This window comes from Pseudomonas sp. R1-18 (assembly GCF_051132095.1).
Taxonomy (GTDB): domain Bacteria; phylum Pseudomonadota; class Gammaproteobacteria; order Pseudomonadales; family Pseudomonadaceae; genus Aquipseudomonas.
On the sequence record NZ_CP071658.1, the window covers coordinates 4,624,723 to 4,643,830 of the forward strand.

15 protein-coding genes and 1 tRNA gene are annotated in these 19,108 nt (G+C 59.7%); 5 read left to right on the forward strand and 11 right to left on the reverse strand.

The window, feature by feature from the left end:
* The 5 genes from cysW to dibA form a co-directional block, all read right to left on the reverse strand.
* Positions 1–873 (reverse strand): sulfate ABC transporter permease subunit CysW, encoded by an 873-nt coding sequence (cysW, locus tag J3P77_RS20970; RefSeq protein ID WP_434678480.1) that lies wholly within the window; start codon positions 871–873, stop codon positions 1–3.
* A gap of 10 nt (positions 874–883) precedes the next feature.
* Positions 884–1,705 (reverse strand): sulfate ABC transporter permease subunit CysT, encoded by an 822-nt coding sequence (gene cysT, locus J3P77_RS20975; protein ID WP_434678481.1) that lies wholly within the window; start codon positions 1,703–1,705, stop codon positions 884–886.
* A 247-nt stretch (positions 1,706–1,952) separates the two neighbouring features.
* On the reverse strand, positions 1,953–2,960 hold the full coding sequence (locus J3P77_RS20980; protein ID WP_434678482.1) for a sulfate ABC transporter substrate-binding protein: 1,008 nt from the start codon (positions 2,958–2,960) through the stop codon (positions 1,953–1,955).
* 143 nt (positions 2,961–3,103) lie between these two features.
* Entirely contained in the window at positions 3,104–3,286 is a 183-nt protein-coding gene (oscA, locus tag J3P77_RS20985) for a sulfur starvation response protein OscA (RefSeq protein ID WP_434678483.1), read from the reverse strand.
* A 283-nt stretch (positions 3,287–3,569) separates the two neighbouring features.
* The gene (dibA, locus tag J3P77_RS20990; RefSeq protein ID WP_434678484.1) at positions 3,570–5,501 is read right to left on the reverse strand and encodes a phosphodiesterase DibA; all 1,932 of its coding nucleotides are present in this window, start codon (positions 5,499–5,501) and stop codon (positions 3,570–3,572) included.
* A gap of 156 nt (positions 5,502–5,657) precedes the next feature.
* Between dibA and desA the strand changes: the two genes are divergently transcribed.
* On the forward strand, positions 5,658–6,842 hold the full coding sequence (desA, locus tag J3P77_RS20995) for a delta-9 fatty acid desaturase DesA (RefSeq protein WP_434678485.1): 1,185 nt from the start codon (positions 5,658–5,660) through the stop codon (positions 6,840–6,842).
* A gap of 147 nt (positions 6,843–6,989) precedes the next feature.
* On the forward strand, positions 6,990–7,985 hold the full coding sequence (locus J3P77_RS21000; protein WP_434678486.1) for a GGDEF domain-containing protein: 996 nt from the start codon (positions 6,990–6,992) through the stop codon (positions 7,983–7,985).
* 225 nt (positions 7,986–8,210) lie between these two features.
* On the opposite strand, the gene J3P77_RS21005 is transcribed toward J3P77_RS21000, so the two are convergent.
* From J3P77_RS21005 to gabD, 3 genes are all read right to left on the reverse strand, one after another.
* On the reverse strand, positions 8,211–9,560 hold the full coding sequence (locus J3P77_RS21005) for an HDOD domain-containing protein (protein ID WP_434678487.1): 1,350 nt from the start codon (positions 9,558–9,560) through the stop codon (positions 8,211–8,213).
* Positions 9,561–9,719: 159 nt separating this feature from the next.
* Complete coding sequence (gene gabT / locus J3P77_RS21010; protein ID WP_434678488.1) at positions 9,720–11,000, reverse strand: 4-aminobutyrate--2-oxoglutarate transaminase; 1,281 nt, start codon at positions 10,998–11,000, stop codon at positions 9,720–9,722.
* Positions 11,001–11,183: 183 nt separating this feature from the next.
* Entirely contained in the window at positions 11,184–12,626 is a 1,443-nt protein-coding gene (gene gabD / locus J3P77_RS21015; RefSeq protein ID WP_434678489.1) for an NADP-dependent succinate-semialdehyde dehydrogenase, read from the reverse strand.
* Between the two features lie 330 nt (positions 12,627–12,956).
* Between gabD and J3P77_RS21020 the strand changes: the two genes are divergently transcribed.
* Together J3P77_RS21020 and J3P77_RS21025 are read left to right on the forward strand one after the other, a co-directional pair.
* A tRNA-Arg gene (locus J3P77_RS21020) sits at positions 12,957–13,033 on the forward strand.
* A 234-nt stretch (positions 13,034–13,267) separates the two neighbouring features.
* The gene (locus J3P77_RS21025; protein ID WP_434678490.1) at positions 13,268–13,711 is read left to right on the forward strand and encodes a GFA family protein; all 444 of its coding nucleotides are present in this window, start codon (positions 13,268–13,270) and stop codon (positions 13,709–13,711) included.
* A gap of 293 nt (positions 13,712–14,004) precedes the next feature.
* On the opposite strand, the gene J3P77_RS21030 is transcribed toward J3P77_RS21025, so the two are convergent.
* The 3 genes from J3P77_RS21030 to J3P77_RS21040 form a co-directional block, all read right to left on the reverse strand.
* Complete coding sequence (locus J3P77_RS21030; RefSeq protein WP_434678491.1) at positions 14,005–15,525, reverse strand: tripartite tricarboxylate transporter permease; 1,521 nt, start codon at positions 15,523–15,525, stop codon at positions 14,005–14,007.
* An 11-nt stretch (positions 15,526–15,536) separates the two neighbouring features.
* Positions 15,537–16,028 carry a tripartite tricarboxylate transporter TctB family protein gene (locus J3P77_RS21035; RefSeq protein ID WP_434678492.1) on the reverse strand — a complete coding sequence of 164 codons (492 nt, stop codon included), beginning with the start codon at positions 16,026–16,028 and terminating at the stop codon, positions 15,537–15,539.
* 63 nt (positions 16,029–16,091) lie between these two features.
* Positions 16,092–17,066: a tripartite tricarboxylate transporter substrate binding protein gene (locus J3P77_RS21040; protein WP_434678493.1), complete on the reverse strand. Its 975-nt coding sequence runs from the start codon at positions 17,064–17,066 to the stop codon at positions 16,092–16,094.
* Positions 17,067–17,647: 581 nt separating this feature from the next.
* Here J3P77_RS21040 and J3P77_RS21045 point away from each other — a divergent pair.
* Positions 17,648–19,066, forward strand: coding sequence for an FAD-binding oxidoreductase (locus J3P77_RS21045; protein ID WP_434678494.1), 1,419 nt, complete (start codon positions 17,648–17,650; stop codon positions 19,064–19,066).
* The last annotated feature ends 42 nt before the right edge of the window (positions 19,067–19,108 follow it).

Here is a 19,108-nt window from a genome sequence, read left to right on the forward strand (position 1 = left end):
TTATTCCTCCGCCGCGCTTTGGCGCAGACGGTTAATGCGGGATTCGCTCCACTGCTTGAGCAGCAGGATGAACAGCGCCAGGATCAGCAACAGGCTCGCCACGGCAAAGGCTGCCACGTGGTTGTACTCGTTATAGAGAATTTCGACATGCAGCGGCAGCGTGTTGGTAACGCCGCGAATGTGGCCGGAGACCACCGAGACCGCACCGAACTCTCCCATCGCCCGCGCAGTACAGAGCACCACGCCGTAGATCAGGCCCCATTTGATGTTCGGCACAGTGACGTGCCAGAACATCTGCCAGCCATTGGCGCCCAGCAGCCGCGCCGCCTCTTCCTCTTGCGTGCCCTGCTCCTGCATGAGCGGGATCAGCTCACGGGCCACGAAAGGTACCGTAACGAAGATGGTCGCCAGCACGATGCCCGGCAAGGCGAACACGATTTGAATGTCGTGATCCTGCAACCACGGCCCGAACAGGCCCTGCGCGCCGAACATCAGCACGTAGACCAGACCGGCGATGACCGGCGACACCGAGAACGGCAGGTCGATCAAAGTCACCAGAATGCTCTTGCCGCGAAACGAGTACTTGCTCACGCACCACGCCGCACTCACCCCGAAAACCAGATTGAGCGGCACCGAAATCAGCACGGCGATGACGGTAAGTTTCAGCGCGGACAACGCATCGGGCTCAAGAATCGCCGACATGAAAGCGCCAATGCCGTTTTTCAGACCTTGCGACACCACGATAAACAGTGGGAGCCCCAAAAACAGGGCAAAGATCAGCCAGCCGAGACCGATCAGAATACGACGCGCCACAGCGTTGCCACGACGAGCGTCGTTGGCGGAGACAGCGGCGGTAACCGATGAACCAGACATGCGCGCCTCCTCAGGCCGGGGTTTCGATGCGCCGCTGCAGCAAGTTGATCAGCAGCAACAGGATGAAAGACACCACCAGCATCATCACGCCGATAGCGGTCGCGCCGGTGTAGTCGTACTGGTCGAGCTTGACCATGATCAGCAGCGGCAGGATTTCGGTTTTCATCGGCATGTTGCCGGCGATGAAAATTACCGAACCGTACTCGCCAACGCCACGGGCGAATGCCAGAGCGAAACCGGTCAGCCAGGCGGGCAGCAAGGCAGGCATCAGGATGTGGCGAAACACTTGCAATGGACGAGCGCCCAGACACGCGGCAGCTTCCTCGACCTCACGCGGAATGTCGGCGAGCACCGGTTGCACCGTGCGCACCACGAACGGCATGGTGACAAACGTCAGCGCCAGAGTGATGCCCAGTGGCGTGTAGGCGATCTTGAAACCCAGGTCGGTCGCGAACTGCCCGACCAGACCGTTAGGCGCGTACAGCGCGGTCAGTGCGATACCGGCTACGGCGGTGGGCAAGGCAAACGGCAGGTCGATCATCGCATCGATGATCTTGCGGCCGGGAAAGGTATAACGCACCAGCACCCAGGCCAGCAGCGTACCGATCACGCCGTTGATCAGGGCCGCGAAGAACGCGGTGCCGAAGCTCAGTTTCAGAGCGGCAATCACTCGCGGCGCGGTGATGACGGTCCAGAACTGATCCCAGGTCAGCTGCGCGGCGTGCACGAACATCGCCGCCAGCGGGATAAGCACAATCAGACTGAGGTACACCAAGGTGTAGCCCAGCGTCAGCCCGAAGCCGGGTATGACGGGAGAGATACGACGCGACATAAAGATCCTTCGGACTTCCTGAAAACTACTGCGCTCGGCACTACTGCGTTAAAAACAGGCGCGGAATGCTCATTTAGGCCCACTAAAGTCGATCGCGACCCCGGCCGTTCCACGCCTGTTTTTGCCTTGTTTTGCCTTCGCTCGCTACGTTTTCATAAAGTCCTGGCTTGATACATCAAAGCCCGGGCAATCAGCCCGGGCCACGAGACCAGATAAAAGACACCGCGCCAGGCGGTGTCGTCGCAGATTACTGCGCCTGGTAGATCTGGTCGAACACGCCGCCATCGTTGAAGAATTTCGGCTGGGCAGTTTTCCAGCCGCCGAAGTCTTTGTCGATAGTCAGCAGGTTCAGTTTCGGGAACTGTTTTTCATACTTCGCGGCGATTTCGGCATCACGCGGGCGATAGAAGTTCTTCGCCGCGATTTCCTGGCCTTCCTTGCTGTACAGGTGCTTGAGGTACTCGTTCGCGATTTCGGTGTTGCCCTTCTTTTCGGCATTCTTGTCGACTACCGCTACAGGCGGCTCGGCCAGAATCGACAGCGAAGGTACGACGATGTCGAACTTGTCCGCGCCGCCGTCTTCTTTCAGCGCCAGGAAGGCTTCGTTTTCCCACGCCAGCAGCACGTCACCCTGACCGTTGTTGACAAAGGTAATGGTCGAACCACGTGCACCGGTATCGAGGACCGGAACGTGCTTGAACAGCTCCTTCACGTACTCCTGCGCCTTGGCGTCGCTGCCGCCGGTCTTCAGGCCATAGCCGTAGGCGGCCAGGAAGTTCCAGCGCGCGCCGCCGCTGGTTTTAGGGTTCGGCGTGATGACCGACACGTCTTTCTTGATCAGGTCGCCCCAATCCTTGATGCCTTTGGGGTTGCCCTTGCGCACCAGGAATACGATGGTCGAGGTGTACGGTGTGCTGGCCTCCGGCAGGCGCTTCTGCCAATCCTCGGGCAGTGTCTTGCCTAGCTTGGCGATCTCATCGATGTCACCGGCCAGCGCCAGAGTAACCACGTCGGCACGCAGACCGTCGATCACACCGCGAGCCTGCTTGCCCGAACCACCGTGGGATTGCTTGATGGTGACGCTGTCGTCCGGATGAGCCTTCTTCCAGTGGCTGGCGAACTCGGCGTTGTATTCCTGATACAGCTCGCGAGTCGGATCGTACGACACGTTGAGCAGCTCATAATCCTTGGCGACAGCGGACCCTGCGAAAACCGCACTGGCCAGTGCAGCCAGAGCAAAACGGCGAATGGACATAGGTGAAGCTCCTGGAAAATCTGTGGTGTTGGCTTTTTGATTTTTCTTCGCGTGTCAGTGCCGCATTCGGCCCGGCGCGCTGCTTTTAAGGGATGTATCAGGAGTCAAATTGAAGCCCTCCGGTTAACCAGTCGGGTAAAGCGTCAGTTCGGCTTGGGGCCGGAGTTTTGCAAACGAAACTTTTCCTTGCGCTCGATCTGCACCACTTGAGCGTTATGCACGGTGATTTCAACGGCGCCAAAACGCAGGTCACGCAACGCACTCTGAATCTCACGCAGAATCGCTGCTTCGTCCTGACCGTCAACACTACGTAGAGATGCGCTCATAATCGTATTCCTTGAAATTTGAGAAGCCTGCCCTCGCGACTGGGAAGCGAGGGGCGCTGGCGGTGAGGCAATAGTAGTGATGCCGGGATATTCTTAAAAAGACTATTTAAGAATGCAGATATAACCAAAAGGCCTTAATAACAGCAGAGGCCTCGTAGGAGCGCGCTTGCCCGCGACTGGATCGTTCAGGCGTCAAGACCGTTGCGCGCAAGCCGACGCTGTCGCAGGCAAGCGCGCTCCTACAGCTCGCCTCTTTGCAAGCGGGCTGGACCTTGCGCAGTGGTCAGGGTGCCGGGATCTGAAAATCCGGCGCGCCGGACCAATCGATCTGTTCGGCAGGCATCGGTCGCGCAAACCAGTAGCCCTGCGCCAGTTCACAGCCGTTTTCAAGAAGAAACGCGGCCTGATCGGCCTCCTCGACGCCTTCGGCCAGCACTCGCATCCCCATGCTTTGCGCCAGCGCGATGATCACGCGCACGATGGAAATATCGTCTTCGCCATCGGGCAGCCCGGCAACAAAGCCCTGATCGATCTTCAGCTTTTGCACCGGCATGCGCTTGAGGCGCAGCAATGACGAATAACCGGTGCCGAAATCGTCAATGGCGAGACTGACGCCCAGCGTGCGCACCTGGTGCATCTGTTCGATGGCTTGCTCAGGGTCATCCATCACCGCGCTTTCGGTGATTTCCAGCTCCAGAAAAGCCGGATCAAGCCCGCTGTCCTGAAGCGCCCGCGCAACCCTCCGGTCCAGATCGCCATTCCTGAACAATCGACTGGAAACATTGACCGCCACGAAGGCAATCTGAACGCCTGCTGCCAGCCAGTTCTGCATCTGGCGACAAGCCGTGTTCAGCACCCAGCCATCAATATCGGCGATCAATCCGCTCTGCTCGGCGATAGGGATGAATTCCGCCGGCGAGACCATTCCGCGCCGGGGGTGCTGCCAGCGGACTAGTGCTTCGACGCCTTTGATGCGACGCGTAGTGAGGTCATGCACAGGCTGGTAGAAAACCCGCAACTCCTGCTGCTCGATAGCGCGGCGCAGCTCCGTGGCCAGCTCGACTCGCTGCTGGGCATGAGCGGTCAGCTCTTCGGTGTACAGCGCATAGCCTTCGCGCCCGTCGCTCTTGGCCTTGAACAGGGCGGAATCGGCATTTCGCAGCAGTTGCCCGGCCGACTGCGCATCACCAGGGAACAGGCTGATGCCGATACTTGCGGTGATAAACAACTGATGCCGGTCCAGCTGGAAGGGTTCTTTGAAAGCGTCCACGATCCTTTGCGCCAGCCCCGCGGCCTGCACCACTTGCTGGCAATCCTTGGCCAACAGACCGAATTCATCGCCACCCAGTCGGGCCAGGGTCAGGTCGCCATCGAATAAAGCGCGCAGGCGATCTGCAGCGGCCTTGATCACCTCGTCGCCAAGGGCATGGCCAAGACTGTCGTTGATGTTCTTGAAGTGATCGAGATCGATCAACAACAACGCGCAGCCACGCTTGGTTGCATGGGCAGAAGTCAGCGCCTGAGCGGTCCGGTCGGTGAACAGCAGGCGATTGGGCAACTGGGTCAACGCATCGTAATGCGCCAGCTGGATCAGCTCCTGCTCGGAACGCTTGATGGCGGTCAGATCGGAGAACACCGCCACAAAATGCTTGAGCTGCCCGGCGTCATCGTTGATGGCACGAATACTTTGCCACTGTGGGTAGACCTCGCCGCTTTTGCGCCTATTCCAGATCTCACCGCTCCACTGGCCCGCACTGAGGATCGAGCTGTACATCTCCCGGTAGAACTCCGGACCATGACGGCCGGACTTGAACTTGCTCGGGTTGAAGCCCAGCACTTCCTCGGGCTGGTAGCCCGTGATCTCCACGAAAGCTCGGTTGACATGGACAATCTTCCCGGTGGCGTCGCTGACCAGCACGCCTTCGCGGGTGCTGTCGAACACCGCCCAGGCCAGGCGAAGACGCTCGTGATCATCCTGTTGCCTGCGCAGTTGCGCGTCATCTGTCTTGCAGCGCGCGAGACGGTGGCGCGCATTGAAGATCATGGCGGCGCTGAACAACAGCCAGCCCAGACCGCTTATCCGGTTCGAGAACACCAATCGAGCCGGATCGTCGATCAGTATCGGCAGCAGAACCTCATTGGCGGCCAGCCATATGACGGACAGCGCGCCGTACAAAATGGCCGTACGCAGCGCACTACGAGATGAATCTGTCATAAGAAAACGAAAAGCCTTACAAAAAGAGCGGATTATAAGGTAAGAAACATCCTGCGACGCTTATCTATAAGCACGACTGGTTTTCTGTGCAGGCTCAGAGATAATGCTTTGGTTACATTTTTCTTCACGAGTGTTTTCTCGAGGGCCCAACAGCCTATGTGGTACAACGGTTTGCTCGACCTTTCTGTCTGGCAGGTAGTCGCGGTCACGCTTGCAATGACCCATGTGACTATCGTCGGCGTTACGGTCTACCTTCATCGCTATTCGGCGCACCGCTCTCTGGAGCTGAACGCCGGGCTCAAGCACTTTTTCCGCTTCTGGCTGTGGCTGACCACGGCACAGAACACTCGCGAGTGGACAGCCATCCACCGCAAACACCACGCTAAATGCGAAACCGTTGACGACCCGCACAGCCCGGTCGTAAAAGGTTTGTCCACCGTGCTGCGCAAAGGTGCCGAGCTTTATCGCGAGGAAGCGCAGAATACGGAGACGCTGCGGATCTACGGCAAGAACTGCCCCGAAGACTGGATCGAGCGTAATCTTTATTCTCGCTACAAGATGCTGGGTATCGCCCTGATGGCGGTCATCGACCTGGCGCTGTTCGGCGCGCTCGGTATCACGGTCTGGGCCGTGCAGATGATGTGGATTCCGTTCTGGGCCGCCGGCGTGGTCAACGGCCTGGGTCACGCAGTCGGCTATCGCAATTTCGAATGCCGTGACGCCGCCACCAATCTGGTGCCGTGGGGCATCGTGATCGGCGGCGAAGAGCTGCACAACAATCACCACACCTACCCCAACTCGGCCAAGCTGTCAGTTAAGCCGTGGGAGTTCGACATGGGTTGGGCGTGGATCAAGCTGTTCAGCTTCCTGCGTCTGGCCAAGGTCCAGCGGGTCGCGCCGATTGCCCATCGGATCGAAGGCAAGGGCAGCATGGACATGGACACCGCCATGGCGATCCTCAACAACCGCTTCCAGATCATGGCGCAGTACCGCAAGCTGGTCATCGCTCCGCTGGTTGCCCAGGAGCTGAATAAGGCCGATGCGTCGGTCCGCCATCAGTTCCATCGGGCCAAACGCCTGCTGTCGCGCGAAACCAGCCTGCTGGATGACAAGCATCACATGCGCATCCAGACCATGCTGGAGCACAGCCATGCCCTGAAAGTGATCTACGAGAAGCGGCTTGCGCTTCAGCAGATCTGGGCCAAGACCAGCAGCAATGGCCACGACATGCTCTCGGCCATCAAGGACTGGGTTCACGAAGCCGAAGCCAGCGGTATCCAGTCGCTGCGCGATTTCGCCGACCAGCTGAAAACCTACTCGCTGCGCCCTGCTCAGGCCTGATACGCCGCTAATCAGCGCGCTCCACAGGGGCGCGCCTGATCTGGAACTTCCCCCCGTAAAACCTATCTCATCAGCTTAATCATCAGCTTACCCATAATCGTGTGGGGGGCGCGGCAGCGGTGGCTGCGCGTCGTTGAGATCCGGGCCATGGAAAAACAGACAGCAAACCCAACTGCTACTCCGATGACCGAGATGCCGGCTGCCGCGGAGACCCTGCTGGCGTTGATGCATGCCCAGGCCGAAGTGGCGCGCCTGAGCGAACGCGAACAGCTGTTCAGCTCGTTGCTGGTCAGCGTCAATGCGGTGTTGTGGGCATTCGACTGGGAAACCCAGCGCATGGTCTATGTCAGCCCCGCGTATGAGCGGATTTTCGGGCGGTCGGCAGGTCTGTTACTGGCCGACTACAGCGAATGGCGCGACAGCATCTACCCGGACGACCTCAACTACGCCGAGCGCAGCTTGAGCGAGGTGATCGAGAAAGGCTCGGTCGAAGACCGCGAGTACCGGATCATCCGCGCCGACGGCGAAGTGCGCTGGCTGAGCGACAAGTGTTTCGTCAGCCATCGCGCCGATGCCAGCCAGCGCTTGATCGTGGTCGGCATCGCCGAGGACATCACGGAGAAGAAGCATCTCGAAGACGAGCTTCAACGCCTGGCGACGACCGACGTCCTGACGCAAAGCAGCAACCGTCGGCATTTTTTCGAATGCGCCCAACGCGAGTTCGAACTGGCCCGCCTCAACGGCACGCCGTTGGCGTTCCTGCTGCTGGATATCGATGACTTCAAGCTGGTCAATGACACCTATGGTCACCAGGAAGGCGACACCGTGCTGCAGCGTATTGCTGAAAGCGGCCGTTCGGCATTGCGCCGTGGCGATCTGTTCGGGCGCATTGGCGGCGAAGAGTTTGCGGCCGTGTTCCCCGGCTGCGCTCCGGAAATGGCCATGCAGATCGCCGAAAGGCTGCAACGCGAGATCCAGCGTCAGCAGTTTCAGTGTGGAGATATCACCTTTGGTATCACTGCAAGCATGGGCCTGACCAACCTCGGCAAGGACGACGCCAGCCTCGAAGCACTGTATGGCCGAGCCGACGGCGCGATGTACCAGGCCAAGCGACAGGGCAAGAACCAGATCGTATTGGTTTAAGTTTCGGCTGCCTGCCACAGCTCTGGACGATACATGTAGGAGCGGAATGGTCCGCGATCTGCCGCCCAGCACCAGCTCTGTCCCAGTCGTCGCGCTGTGGCGGATGTACCGGCCTCATCGCCAGCAAGCTGCCTCCCACGGGTCAGGACGATACATGTGGGAGCGGACTTGTCCGCGATCTGCCGCGCGGCGGCAGCAAGGTCTACGGACAGCATGCGGCTATGACTACGCCTTCGGTTCCTGCTCTGGCATTTCCGGTGCCAGATCCAGCAGATCGGGCTCCTGCTCCGCATTGATCTCTTGCGCCTCAACAACCGGCTCCACCACCACCGGTGCCAACAGGCTCGGATCTGTCACGCCCGTCAGTTTCTTGCGCAACCGCTGCAAGTCGCCGACGCTCAGCTTCAACAGCTTGGCGGGCTTGCTCTTGATGAGTGCGGTGACACTTTCCTGCTCGCCTAACCGCGCCATCTGTCCCGCAAGGTTTAGGGCCAGAACTTCTCGCGTGTAGACCCCGGTGTTGTATTGATACACCGCCGCGATCAGCTCGCGCAGTTCGAGCGGCAGACGCCAGCGAGTACGCAGCGCCGAACCAAAGGCGGCCGAATATTGCTCAAGCATCTGATTGACCACTGTTTCGTTCAGCTCGCCGCCAGCCACCAGCCACTCCTGCAGACAGCCCAGTACCGCCAGATCGCCAAGTGACTGCAACAGTCCGGCGCAAAAGCACCGATCAACATCCAGTTCCAGCATCCCGGCAAGAATGCGCGCGTAGTCAGCTGTGCGTTGGGAAAGCGCCCAGAACTGGCTGGCCCTGGCGAGCAATACATCGTCAGTCAGCACGGCCATGCGCTTTTTGGCCAGCCCCGACGCGATATTCGCGCTTTGTGCGGCACCCAGTACCGACACTGCTCCGGCCAGCGTCTGCACCGGCTTGCCCAAGTGCTGGGCTGCACTGTTTGCTGAGGCAATCAGCACCGCGGTGACGTGCGGATCGTTGCGCAGCTCTTGCTCCAGCAGGGTGGCGTCGATGCCTGCTGTGCTCTGGGTGAGCTTCAGCGCTGTGGGGACATCAACGAAAAGCGGTGCCCCGTCGGCAATGTCCCGCCGTTTTTCCAGAAACTTGCTCAGGGTCTGGGCTGGGACCCGCGCGGGCACTTCGCCTGATGCAGGCGCGCGACGGTCGAGCAGCAGGCCTTCGAGGCGCTGGCGCAGACCTTCAGTGTTCAATGGCTTGGTGAGGTAGGCGGTCGGCGCAAGAGGCAGGACTTCACGCACACTGGCGCTGTCGTTGCGATTGCTGATCAGGATGAACGGAATTGCGGGCTGACGGCGCAGGCTGCGCACGCCACGCAGCAGGCTCAGACCGTCGATACCCGGCAGCTCCCGAGCGGCAATAACCAGATCGGGCACCTGCTTCTTCAGCCACTCGACTGCCTGCTTGCCATCGTTGCACATTTGCAGTTCGACATCGGCACGCACGCCCAGCACCAGGTCGCTCAGCGTTTCACGGACCCAGGGATCGGACTCGGCAATCAATACGCGCGGGATAGCAGGCAAAGCTGCAGCAGTCATCAGGGCTCTCCGACATCGATGCGTTCACCTTAGCCAAAGCCTTCGTTCGGATATAGCCAAAAGAACGAAATACCCCCATCCAGACGAAAAAAAACCCGCCGAAACGGGTTTTTTCTGGTCGTTTGGTCACAAATTAATCAATTTGCGACCGGGCGGTTTTCAGCCGATTTCAGCGAAGCACTCTTCGATGATCGCCAGACCTTTGTCCAGCAACGCATCCTCGGCGGTCAACGGCACCAGCACGCGCAGCACGTTGCCGTAAGTGCCACACGACAGCAGGATCAAACCCTTGTCACGCGCTTTGGCGACCACCTGAGCGACGGCAGCGGCGTTTGGCTTGTGCGGGTCGCCGCCTTCGAACAGCTCGACAGCGATCATCGCGCCAAGCGCACGTACGTCGCCGATCACCGGGTGCTTGGCCTGGATCGCCTTGAGGCCGGAAACCAGACGCTCGCCGACAGCCTTGCAGCGGTCGAGCAGGCGCTCTTCCTCGAAGACTTCCAACACCGCCAGCGCCGCTGCGCAAGCCACCGGGCTGCCCGCATAAGTGCCGCCCAGGCCGCCGGGCGCGATGGCGTCCATGTACTCGGCCTTGCCGCACACGCCCGCAAGCGGGAAGCCGCCGGCGATGGACTTGGCAAACGTGGTCAGGTCGGGAGCAACGCCCATCTGTTCCATGGCGAAGAAGGTACCGGTACGGCCAGCGCCAGTCTGTACTTCGTCTGCGATCAACAGAATGCCGTGCTTGTCGCACAGCTCGCGCAGACGCAGCATGAACGCCTTGGGCGCGACGTAGAAGCCGCCTTCGCCCTGCACCGGTTCGATGATGATCGCGGCGATGTCCTTGGGCTCGGCGTCGTTCTTGAAGATGCGCTCGATGCTGGCAATGGAATCATCAACGCTCACGCCATGCATCTCGCATGGATACAGCGCACGGAAGATACCGCCCGGCATCAGGCCCATGCCGGCCGAGTAAGGCACGACTTTGCCGGTCAGGCCCAGGGTCATCATGGTGCGGCCATGGTAAGCACCGGTGAAGGCGATCACGCCGGCACGGCCAGTGGCGGCACGGGCGATCTTGACGGCGTTTTCAACCGCCTCGGAACCGGTGGTGACCAGCAGGGTTTTCTTGTCGAAATTGCCCGGCACCTTGGCGTTGATCTTTTCGCACAGCTCGACGTAGGGCTCGTAGGCCAGCACCTGAAAGCAGGTGTGGCTGAGCTTGGTGAGCTGCTCTTGCACCGCCGCGATGATCTTCGGATGCAGGTGGCCGGTGTTGAGTACTGCGATGCCGCCAGCAAAGTCGATGAACTCACGACCTTCGACGTCCGTCACGGTGGAATTCTTGGCCGAGGCGGCGAAGATCGGGTGGATCTGGCCAACGCCGCGTGGAACGGCAGCCTGGCGGCGTTGCATCAAGGATTCGTTGGTATTGCTCATGTTTTCCTCATTCGCCGCTCATCGGTCGGCGTGGTTCAAGGATCAAGCGGCCCGAGCCAACTGCAACAGCATACGATGATCGACTGCTGCAGCCTTCAAGCCACCAAGAAGTTGCGGATGCTGCAAAAGGCCGATGACACGTCGCTCTCGCGCGCCATCGGCTGCAATACCTCTACTTGCGGGTCAGACCGACAGGCAGAGGTATTTGATTTCCAGATAGTCTTCGATGCCGTACTTGGAGCCTTCGCGGCCCAGGCCCGACGACTTGATGCCGCCAAACGGCGCGACTTCATTGGAGATCAGGCCAGTGTTGATACCGACCATGCCGTACTCCAGCGCTTCGGCGACACGGAACACGCGGCTCATGTTCTGGGCGTAGAAGTACGACGCCAGGCCGAACTCGGTGTCGTTAGCCATGGCGATCACTTCTTCTTCATCCTTGAAGCGGAACAGCGGCGCCAACGGGCCGAAGGTTTCCTCACGGGCCACGGCAGCGTCCTTGGAGACGTTGACCAGAATGGTTGGCTCGAAGAAGTTGCCTTCCATACTGTTGCCGCCAGCCAGCACTTTCGCGCCTTTGCCGACTGCGTCTGCAATGTGCTCCTTGACCTTGGCCACGGCCTTTTCGTCGATCAGCGGGCCGGTAGTAGTGCCCTCTTCCATCCCGTTGCCAATCTTAAGCTTGGCGACTGCCGCTTTCAGCTTCTCGGCGAACGCGTCGTAGACACCGTCCTGCACATAGATGCGGTTGGCGCAGACGCAGGTCTGGCCGTTGTTGCGGTACTTGGAGATGATCGCGCCGTCGACCGCCTTGTCCAGGTCGGCATCGTCAAACACGATGAAGGGCGCGTTGCCGCCCAGTTCCAGCGAGACTTTCTTGATGTCGTTAGCGCACTCGGCCATCAGTTGGCGACCGATTTCGGTCGAACCGGTGAACGACAGTTTGCGCACGATCGGGTTGCCGGTCAGCTCGGCACCAACTTCGCCAGCGCTGCCGGTCACTACGCTGAACACGCCAGCCGGGATGCCGGCGCGCTCGGCCAGTTCAGCCAGGGCCAGGGCCGAATACGGAGTCTGCGAAGCGGGCTTGAGGACCATGGTGCAGCCAGCGGCCAGCGCGGGGCCGGCCTTGCGGGTGATCATCGCCGCAGGGAAGTTCCACGGCGTAATGGCGGCCGTCACGCCAATCGGCTGCTTGAGCACGATCAGGCGCTTGTCGGGCTGGTGGCCCGGAATCACGTCGCCGTAGACGCGCTTGGCTTCCTCGGCGAACCACTCGATGAAGGACGCCGCGTAAGCGATTTCACCCTTGGACTCAGCGAGCGGCTTGCCCTGTTCCAGGGTCATCAGCTGGGCCAGGTCGTCCTGGTTTTCGATCATCAATTCGTACCAGCGGCGCAGCTTGTTACCGCGCTCTTTGGCAGTCAGTGCGCGCCAGGCCGGCAAGGCCTTGTCGGCCGCTTCAATGGCGCGACGGGTTTCCGCTGCACCCATCTTGGGTACGCTGCCGAGAATCTCGTTGGTTGCCGGGTTGTTGACCTTGATCGACTGACCACTGTCCGCATCCAGCCATTGACCATTGATGTAGGCTTGCTGGCGGAACAGTCTGGAATCTTTGAGCTGCATGTCGGCCTCCTAAACAGCACCGCGCGTGGGCGGAGCGAACTATCGGTTTCGATGAACCTCTTTGGAGGCCACCACCAGGAAAACATTCATCGGCCCTGCGACGCACATCGCAAATAGCGGAAAACCCGAACATGAGCGTTTGAAATGTCAAACGAATCCTAGGGACTGCTGGGCGAAAGGACAATAGCCCGTTCGAAAAAAAGAACGCAGCTTTCCTTGAGCGACTGGCAACAGATCAAAGCGCGCCCGAACGAAAAACGTGCAAATCAACAACAGCCGCTCGCCAGCATGGACGCCCGCACCCCAGATGAGTATTATGGCGCCCGCGTTGCACCCGTAGCTCAGCTGGATAGAGTACTGCCCTCCGAAGGCAGGGGTCGTGGGTTCGAATCCCGCCGGGTGCGCCATCTTCTTTCCCTTTGGTCCCAAAGGGCTGCCAATACTCAAGAACCCTCCGGGTTCCACCAGCATTCCGGCACCGCGCAAAACTCCTGAATTCAATCTCCCGTACCAGACGCATATCGCTGCTGCTGTCGATATTCGCCCAGCCAAAGCCTGCCTTGAGCCGGATGGCCGAGCTATGCTGATTCGGCCGGCTGGCGTAACCGAACGCTGGCGCATTTCGATGGAGGACAGATCCCATGAGCAGCGAACAGGGCCACTGCCTGTGCGGCGCCGTGAAATTCGAGGTAACGCTGGAAAACCATCAGGTTGGTGTTTGCCACTGCGACATGTGTCGCAGATGGGGCGGAGCATCGATGATGGTTGAAACTCATACTCCGCCTCGCTTCGAGGACTCAAGCCAGGTGCGGGTCCACGCTTCTTCGGACTGGGCCGAGCGCGGATTCTGTGCACAGTGCGGAAGTCACCTGTTCTACCGTTTGAAAAGCGACAGTTTCTACGGCATCCCGGTCGGGTTGTTTGATGACAACGGCCAGCCGTGGGCGTTGGCTATGGAAGTCTTTATTGAGGAAAAGCCAGGCTTTTACAGCTTTGGCGGTGACGCCCGCAAGCTGACGGGAGCCGAGCTGTTCGCCCAACACGGAGCTGAGGGTTCAGGTAGCAACGCACCGTCCGATTCCTGACCCGTACGCGGGCGCGCCGAACAAGCAAGTCTGGGCAGGCACAGATCAGCCCGCCCGGATTTCATTCCGAGGTTACACGTCCAGCTTTTTCGCTTCTTCAACGCCGTCGCTGGTCAGCTTGATGGAATATTGCGGCGCCGGGTCCGGCTGACCGCCGGCATTGCCTTGAATAAAGTCTGTTCCTGGAAATGCTTGATCACCTCCACACGGCTTCATGGTGTTCGTTGGGGCAGATGCAAAAGGCCCCAAGCACTCTGCTCGGGGCCTTTCATTTTCAGATGCATCAAGCGGGATCAGGAACGCAGGATCTCGTCGATTGCACTCTTCTTCGGACGCATCGCGCTGACCACCTGCCAGACGATGAAGGCCGCAGCCAATCCAAGGAACGATGCGGCGATAGGGTTCGCCAGGAAGGCCATGAAATTGCCATCCGACAGCATCAGTCCACGACGCAGGTTGGTTTCGGCCATCGGCCCGAGGATGAAGCCGATGATGAAGGGCGCGGCTGGCATGCCTGCCTTGACGAACGCATAGCCGAGCACGCCGAACACCAGGATCGACCAGACATCGAACAGGCGGCTGGACAGCCCGAAGGCACCGACTACGCAAAGCACCAGGATGATCGGCAGCAGAATGTGCTTGGGTACATCCAGCAGTTTGATAAACAGGCGCAGCCCGTAGAACTCCATGAACAGCATCATGAATGTGGCGACGATCAGAGCGGCGAAGATGGTATACACCAATGGCCCTTGGCTGATGAACAGCAAGGGACCTGGCTGGATGCCGTGAATCAGGAAGCCGCCCAGCATGATCGCGGTCACGGTGTCGCCGGGAATGCCCAAGGTCATCAACGGCATCATCGCCCCGCCGATACCGGCGTTGTTGGCTGTTTCACTGGCGACCACACCGCCGATATTGCCTTTGCCGTAAGACTCCGGGTCCTTGGCGCGTTTCTTGGCAATGATGTACGCCACCAGGTTCGAGGTGCCGGCGCCAATGCCCGGCAGAATGCCGATGCCCAGCCCGATCAGGCCGGAGCGGAACGCGTTGGGAATTTGTTCACGAAACTCTTTGAGCGAAAATCCGAAGCCCTTGATGTTCTTCATGCTGACCGAACGCGCCTTGCCTTGAGTGGCGTGGCGACCGCTTTCAGCAAGCTTGATGACCTCGGCCACGGCGAACATGCCAATCATGACCGTGAGCATGGAGAAGCCGCCGTTGAGCTCGGCGAAACCGAAGGTAAAGCGGCGAATCGCTTCCACCGGCGCAATGCCCACGGTGGACACGGCAAAGCCCAGGGCACCGGCGAATAGTCCTTTGGCCATGGAGCCGGCGGACAGCGTGGCAATCAGGGTCAGCGAAAATACCGCGATGGCGAAGTATTCGTGCGGGCCGAATCGCAAGGCGACCTTGGCAAGCTGCGGAGCGATGGACATTAACGCCGCGATGCTGAACAGAGTGCCCAGGAACGAAAACACAATGCCGATACCCAGCGCCTTGACGCCGTGGCCCTGCTCCATTAACGGGCCGCCGTCGAACACCGTGGCGATCGAGGAAGGCGTTCCGGGAATTTTCAGCAGGATCGCCGAGATCAGTCCTCCCGAGGTGGCGCCGATGAACAACGCTACCAATAACGAAAGCCCTGCCTCAGGTCCCATAGTGAAGGTCAGCGGCAAGCACAACGCCACCGCCATGGTGGCGGACAGCCCCGGCACGGCACCGAAGACGATACCCACGGCCACGCCAATGGCCATCACCAGCATGATGTTGAGTGAGAAGACGTTACCGAAGCCTTGCTGCAACAAGTCGAGCATGGTCGATACCCCTAGAAGTTCGTCAGGCCGGCGGGCAGCATCAGATCGAAGGCCTCGCGGAAGAGTAGATAAATGGCGACGGAGGTCAGTACCGCAATCGCGGCATAGCTCAGGTGTCCGACCTTGTGATCAAGCGGCGTCAGAACGATGAACTGCAGGTACAGGTAAATCGCCGTCATGATTGGGAAACCTACCGGATTCATCAGCGCGATATAGCCCACGATCAGCGCCAGCGTCTTGACCACGGTGGGCACGTCGACTGCGCTGCGCGGGGCCTCGTCATCGACATGCGGAACACCGTCCGCCGGTGCCTGCGGCGTGCCGAATGCAGTGAAGATCTGAATGCCGGCAAGCAGGCAGAGCATCACCGCCAGCAGCATTGGAACGAACGCCGCGTCGATGCCGGAGTGTCCCGGGAGTTTGAGCGTCATCAGCAGATAGCCGAGCGCGGTGCCGAGCATGACAAACCCGACAATCAGCTCTTTTTTCTTATAGGTAGCCATGGGGAACCTCTTGGAATAGGCCGGGTGATGCTGACCGGCCTCCCGCCGGCCAGCATCGGGGTCTTACTTGGCGCGCAGAGCGTCCTTGAACTGCATAAAGTCTTCGCGGGTCTTGGCAAGGATTTTTCTGGACTCATCAGTGCCGTAGTAGGCGACCGGCTGTTTGAATTTCTTCAATTCCTCGGCGTATTCGGGCATTTCGCTGATCTGCTTCATGATGTCGGCCATCTTGCCCACGATCGCGGCGTCAGTGCCCTTCGGGAAGGCAACGACGTAAGGCTTGTCGATGGTGAAGTCGACGCCCTGCTCCTTGAAGGTCGGGATGTCGCCGAGCATGGCGTTACGCTCGTTGTTGGGTTGACCCAGCGCGACCATCTGGCCGCCGTTGACGTAATCCTGAACCGAACCGTAGCTGATCGCGCCCAGGTCGATACGGGCGCCCAGTAGCGCCACGACTTTTTCCGAGACGGTGCCAGCGTCGACCATCTTGAGTTTGACGCCGGTGATCTTCTCGAACATCAGGCCCTGGATATGAGAAAAGTTACCCATCTCGGTGCCGTAGGTGACGCTTTCCGGCTTGGCCTTGGCCTTGGCGATCAAGTCCTTGAGGCTGGTAACACCGGACTGCGTAGAGGCCACGAACACCGCGCCTTTATCCACGCCGGCGATGCACGCTACGTCGAAGGCTTCGAAGCTGTCATCGGACAGTCCGGCAACCTCGTTGACGATCAATTGCCCCGGGTGTGTGAACAGAATTGTGTTGCCATCCGCCGCTGCGCTTTTGACCTGTTCTGCGGCCAGCGTACCGCCGCCACCGGCAACGTTGGTCACGACCATGTTCTTGCCTGTGATCTTGTTGAAATACTTGGCCATCATGCGTGCGTTGAAGTCGGTGTCACCGCCTGGATTGGCGATCACAACAACCTGCACGGGCCGGGTCGGCCATTTAACGTCAGCAGCTGATGCGACATTGTGTGAGGCGATGGCCCCGACGCCGACAACGGCAGAAAGGAGGGAGGCGCGAATTGTTTTTATCATCTGAGTGCTCCGGGGTTGGGAAAGCTGACCGAACTCATGGTTGGGCAGAAACTGCTGGTTTTCACGTCATCGGATAAACCGGTGGCGAAGTGTTTCAAGGTGTGTTTCACGACCGATGTCGCAAGATTCAACCGAAGACCGGCCGAGCGAAAGCGTAGCTGCCGCGAAGGTGTGCGAAGCGTCGTTTTCTGGAAGAGGGGCACTGATAAAGGCGCGCCGCGCCGGGGCTGTGTAGACCAAATGGCTGAAAGCCTTGGCCCATATAGTCGCGGGAGAGGGCGATGAGAACTTTGAAGATATGCACAGAGGGTCGTCAGCATTACTGAGCCTCGGTTTTTATTATTGTGATGTCATATGTTGTCGTATGACTTCGCTAGGTTTTACCAAGCGCCCCAAACGGTGTCAATGCGGATCAGACGTGCGCTCTGGTGTTCGGTCGAGTGAGCCAGTCGGTGACATTGGCCGTAGTCGTACGATAACTTAGCCAGTAAATACAGTACGGGTGCCAAACAGGTTCCGCTCAAATGGGCGCTGATCCCGCCTCTGTCTGATTGATACCAAAAACAAGAAAGGAGCGTGTCATGAGCCATCTCAGCGAAGCATTGACGCAGGCACTCGAACGAGTCGTTGGCCAAGCCGGCCTGATCCACGATCCGGAGCGGATGCAGAGCTACTTGACTGACTGGCGTAACGCCTATCGCGGACAGGCTGCGCTGGTGGTGCGTCCGGCGAACACCGACGAAGTCGCGCAGGTAGTGCACCTGTGTCGAGAAGCGGGTGTGGCGCTCGTACCTCAGGGCGGCAATACCGGTTTGTGCGGCGGCTCGATCCCGGATGACTCAGGCGATCAGATTGTGCTGTCCTTGACGCGCATGACCGCCATTCGCGCCATTGACCCGGCCAACGAAACCATCACCGTTGAAGCTGGCTTGATCCTGCGAAATTTGCAGAAGGCCGCCGCCGAAGCGGGCCGCCTGTTCCCGCTGTCGCTGGGTGCGGAGGGCAGTTGCACCGTCGGCGGCAACCTGGCGACCAACGCTGGGGGCACTGCGGTGTTGCGCTATGGCAACATGCGCGATCTTACCCTGGGGCTGGAAGTGGTGCTGGCCGACGGTCGCGTCTGGGATGGCTTGCGGGGGTTGCGCAAAGATAATACCGGCTACGACCTCAAGCATCTTTTCATTGGCTCGGAAGGTACGCTGGGCATTATCACTGCCGCAGTGCTCAAACTGTTTCCAGCCGTTCGCAGCCTGACCACCGCGTGGGTGGCCCTGCCCTCGCCACAAGCCGCAGTCGACCTGTTCAGCCGCATGCGCGCGCTGTGCGGCGACCGCTTGACGGGCTTCGAGCTGATGTCGCGGCAAAGTGTCGAGTTCGTGCTGCGCCATGTCACCGGATGCAACGATCTTTTCGATACGCCTCACCCCTGGTACGTCTTGATCGAACTCAGCGATACCCTGGCCGACGCGCCGCTGGCGCAAATGCTTGAGGACGGTCTGGGCGTTGCGCTCGAACAGGGCGAAGCACTCGACGCTGTCGTCGCCAGCAACGAAACCCAAGTCGCCGCGCTGTGGGCATTGCGCGAAGGAATATCTGAAGCGCAGAACCACGAAGGGCCAAGTCTCAAGCACGACATCACTGTGCCGGTCAGCCAGATCCCGACCTTTATCGAGACAACCGACCGCAAACTGCTGCAGACCTTCCCGGACGTGCGTATCGTTGCCTACGGCCATGTGGGCGACGGCAATCTGCATTACAACATCAGCAAACCGGTAGGCACCGACGATGCGCCGTTCAAAGTACAGGCCGAAGCGATCACGAACGTTATTTACGAGGCCACGGTTGGGTTTGCAGGCAGCATCAGCGCCGAACACGGGCTGGGTCAGGCCAAGCGGGATGCCGCGCAGCGCTACAAGGCCCCGCTGGAACTGGAGTTGATGCGCACCCTCAAGCAGGCGCTGGACCCTGACGGTTTGATGAACCCGGGAAAGGTGCTCTGAGCGCAGTTATGTCGGGGCAGGTGTTGTGCCCCGACGTCAGGC

Excerpts from the sequence above, each read along its gene's own strand:
- J3P77_RS21000 (WP_434678486.1), top strand. The coding sequence starts at position 6,990 with ATGGAAAAACAGACAGCAAACCCAACTGCTACTCCGATGACCGAGATG.
- desA (WP_434678485.1), top strand. The coding sequence starts at position 5,658 with ATGTGGTACAACGGTTTGCTCGACCTTTCTGTCTGGCAGGTAGTCGCG.
- oscA (WP_434678483.1), bottom strand. The coding sequence starts at position 3,286 with ATGAGCGCATCTCTACGTAGTGTTGACGGTCAGGACGAAGCAGCGATT.
- dibA (WP_434678484.1), bottom strand. The coding sequence starts at position 5,501 with ATGACAGATTCATCTCGTAGTGCGCTGCGTACGGCCATTTTGTACGGC.
- J3P77_RS21025 (WP_434678490.1), top strand. The coding sequence starts at position 13,268 with ATGAGCAGCGAACAGGGCCACTGCCTGTGCGGCGCCGTGAAATTCGAG.
- cysT (WP_434678481.1), bottom strand. The coding sequence starts at position 1,705 with ATGTCGCGTCGTATCTCTCCCGTCATACCCGGCTTCGGGCTGACGCTG.
- cysW (WP_434678480.1), bottom strand. The coding sequence starts at position 873 with ATGTCTGGTTCATCGGTTACCGCCGCTGTCTCCGCCAACGACGCTCGT.
- J3P77_RS21035 (WP_434678492.1), bottom strand. The coding sequence starts at position 16,028 with ATGGCTACCTATAAGAAAAAAGAGCTGATTGTCGGGTTTGTCATGCTC.
- gabD (WP_434678489.1), bottom strand. The coding sequence starts at position 12,626 with ATGCAGCTCAAAGATTCCAGACTGTTCCGCCAGCAAGCCTACATCAAT.
- J3P77_RS21005 (WP_434678487.1), bottom strand. The coding sequence starts at position 9,560 with ATGACTGCTGCAGCTTTGCCTGCTATCCCGCGCGTATTGATTGCCGAG.
- J3P77_RS21045 (WP_434678494.1), top strand. The coding sequence starts at position 17,648 with ATGAGCCATCTCAGCGAAGCATTGACGCAGGCACTCGAACGAGTCGTT.
- gabT (WP_434678488.1), bottom strand. The coding sequence starts at position 11,000 with ATGAGCAATACCAACGAATCCTTGATGCAACGCCGCCAGGCTGCCGTT.
- J3P77_RS21040 (WP_434678493.1), bottom strand. The coding sequence starts at position 17,066 with ATGATAAAAACAATTCGCGCCTCCCTCCTTTCTGCCGTTGTCGGCGTC.
- J3P77_RS21030 (WP_434678491.1), bottom strand. The coding sequence starts at position 15,525 with ATGCTCGACTTGTTGCAGCAAGGCTTCGGTAACGTCTTCTCACTCAAC.
- J3P77_RS20980 (WP_434678482.1), bottom strand. The coding sequence starts at position 2,960 with ATGTCCATTCGCCGTTTTGCTCTGGCTGCACTGGCCAGTGCGGTTTTC.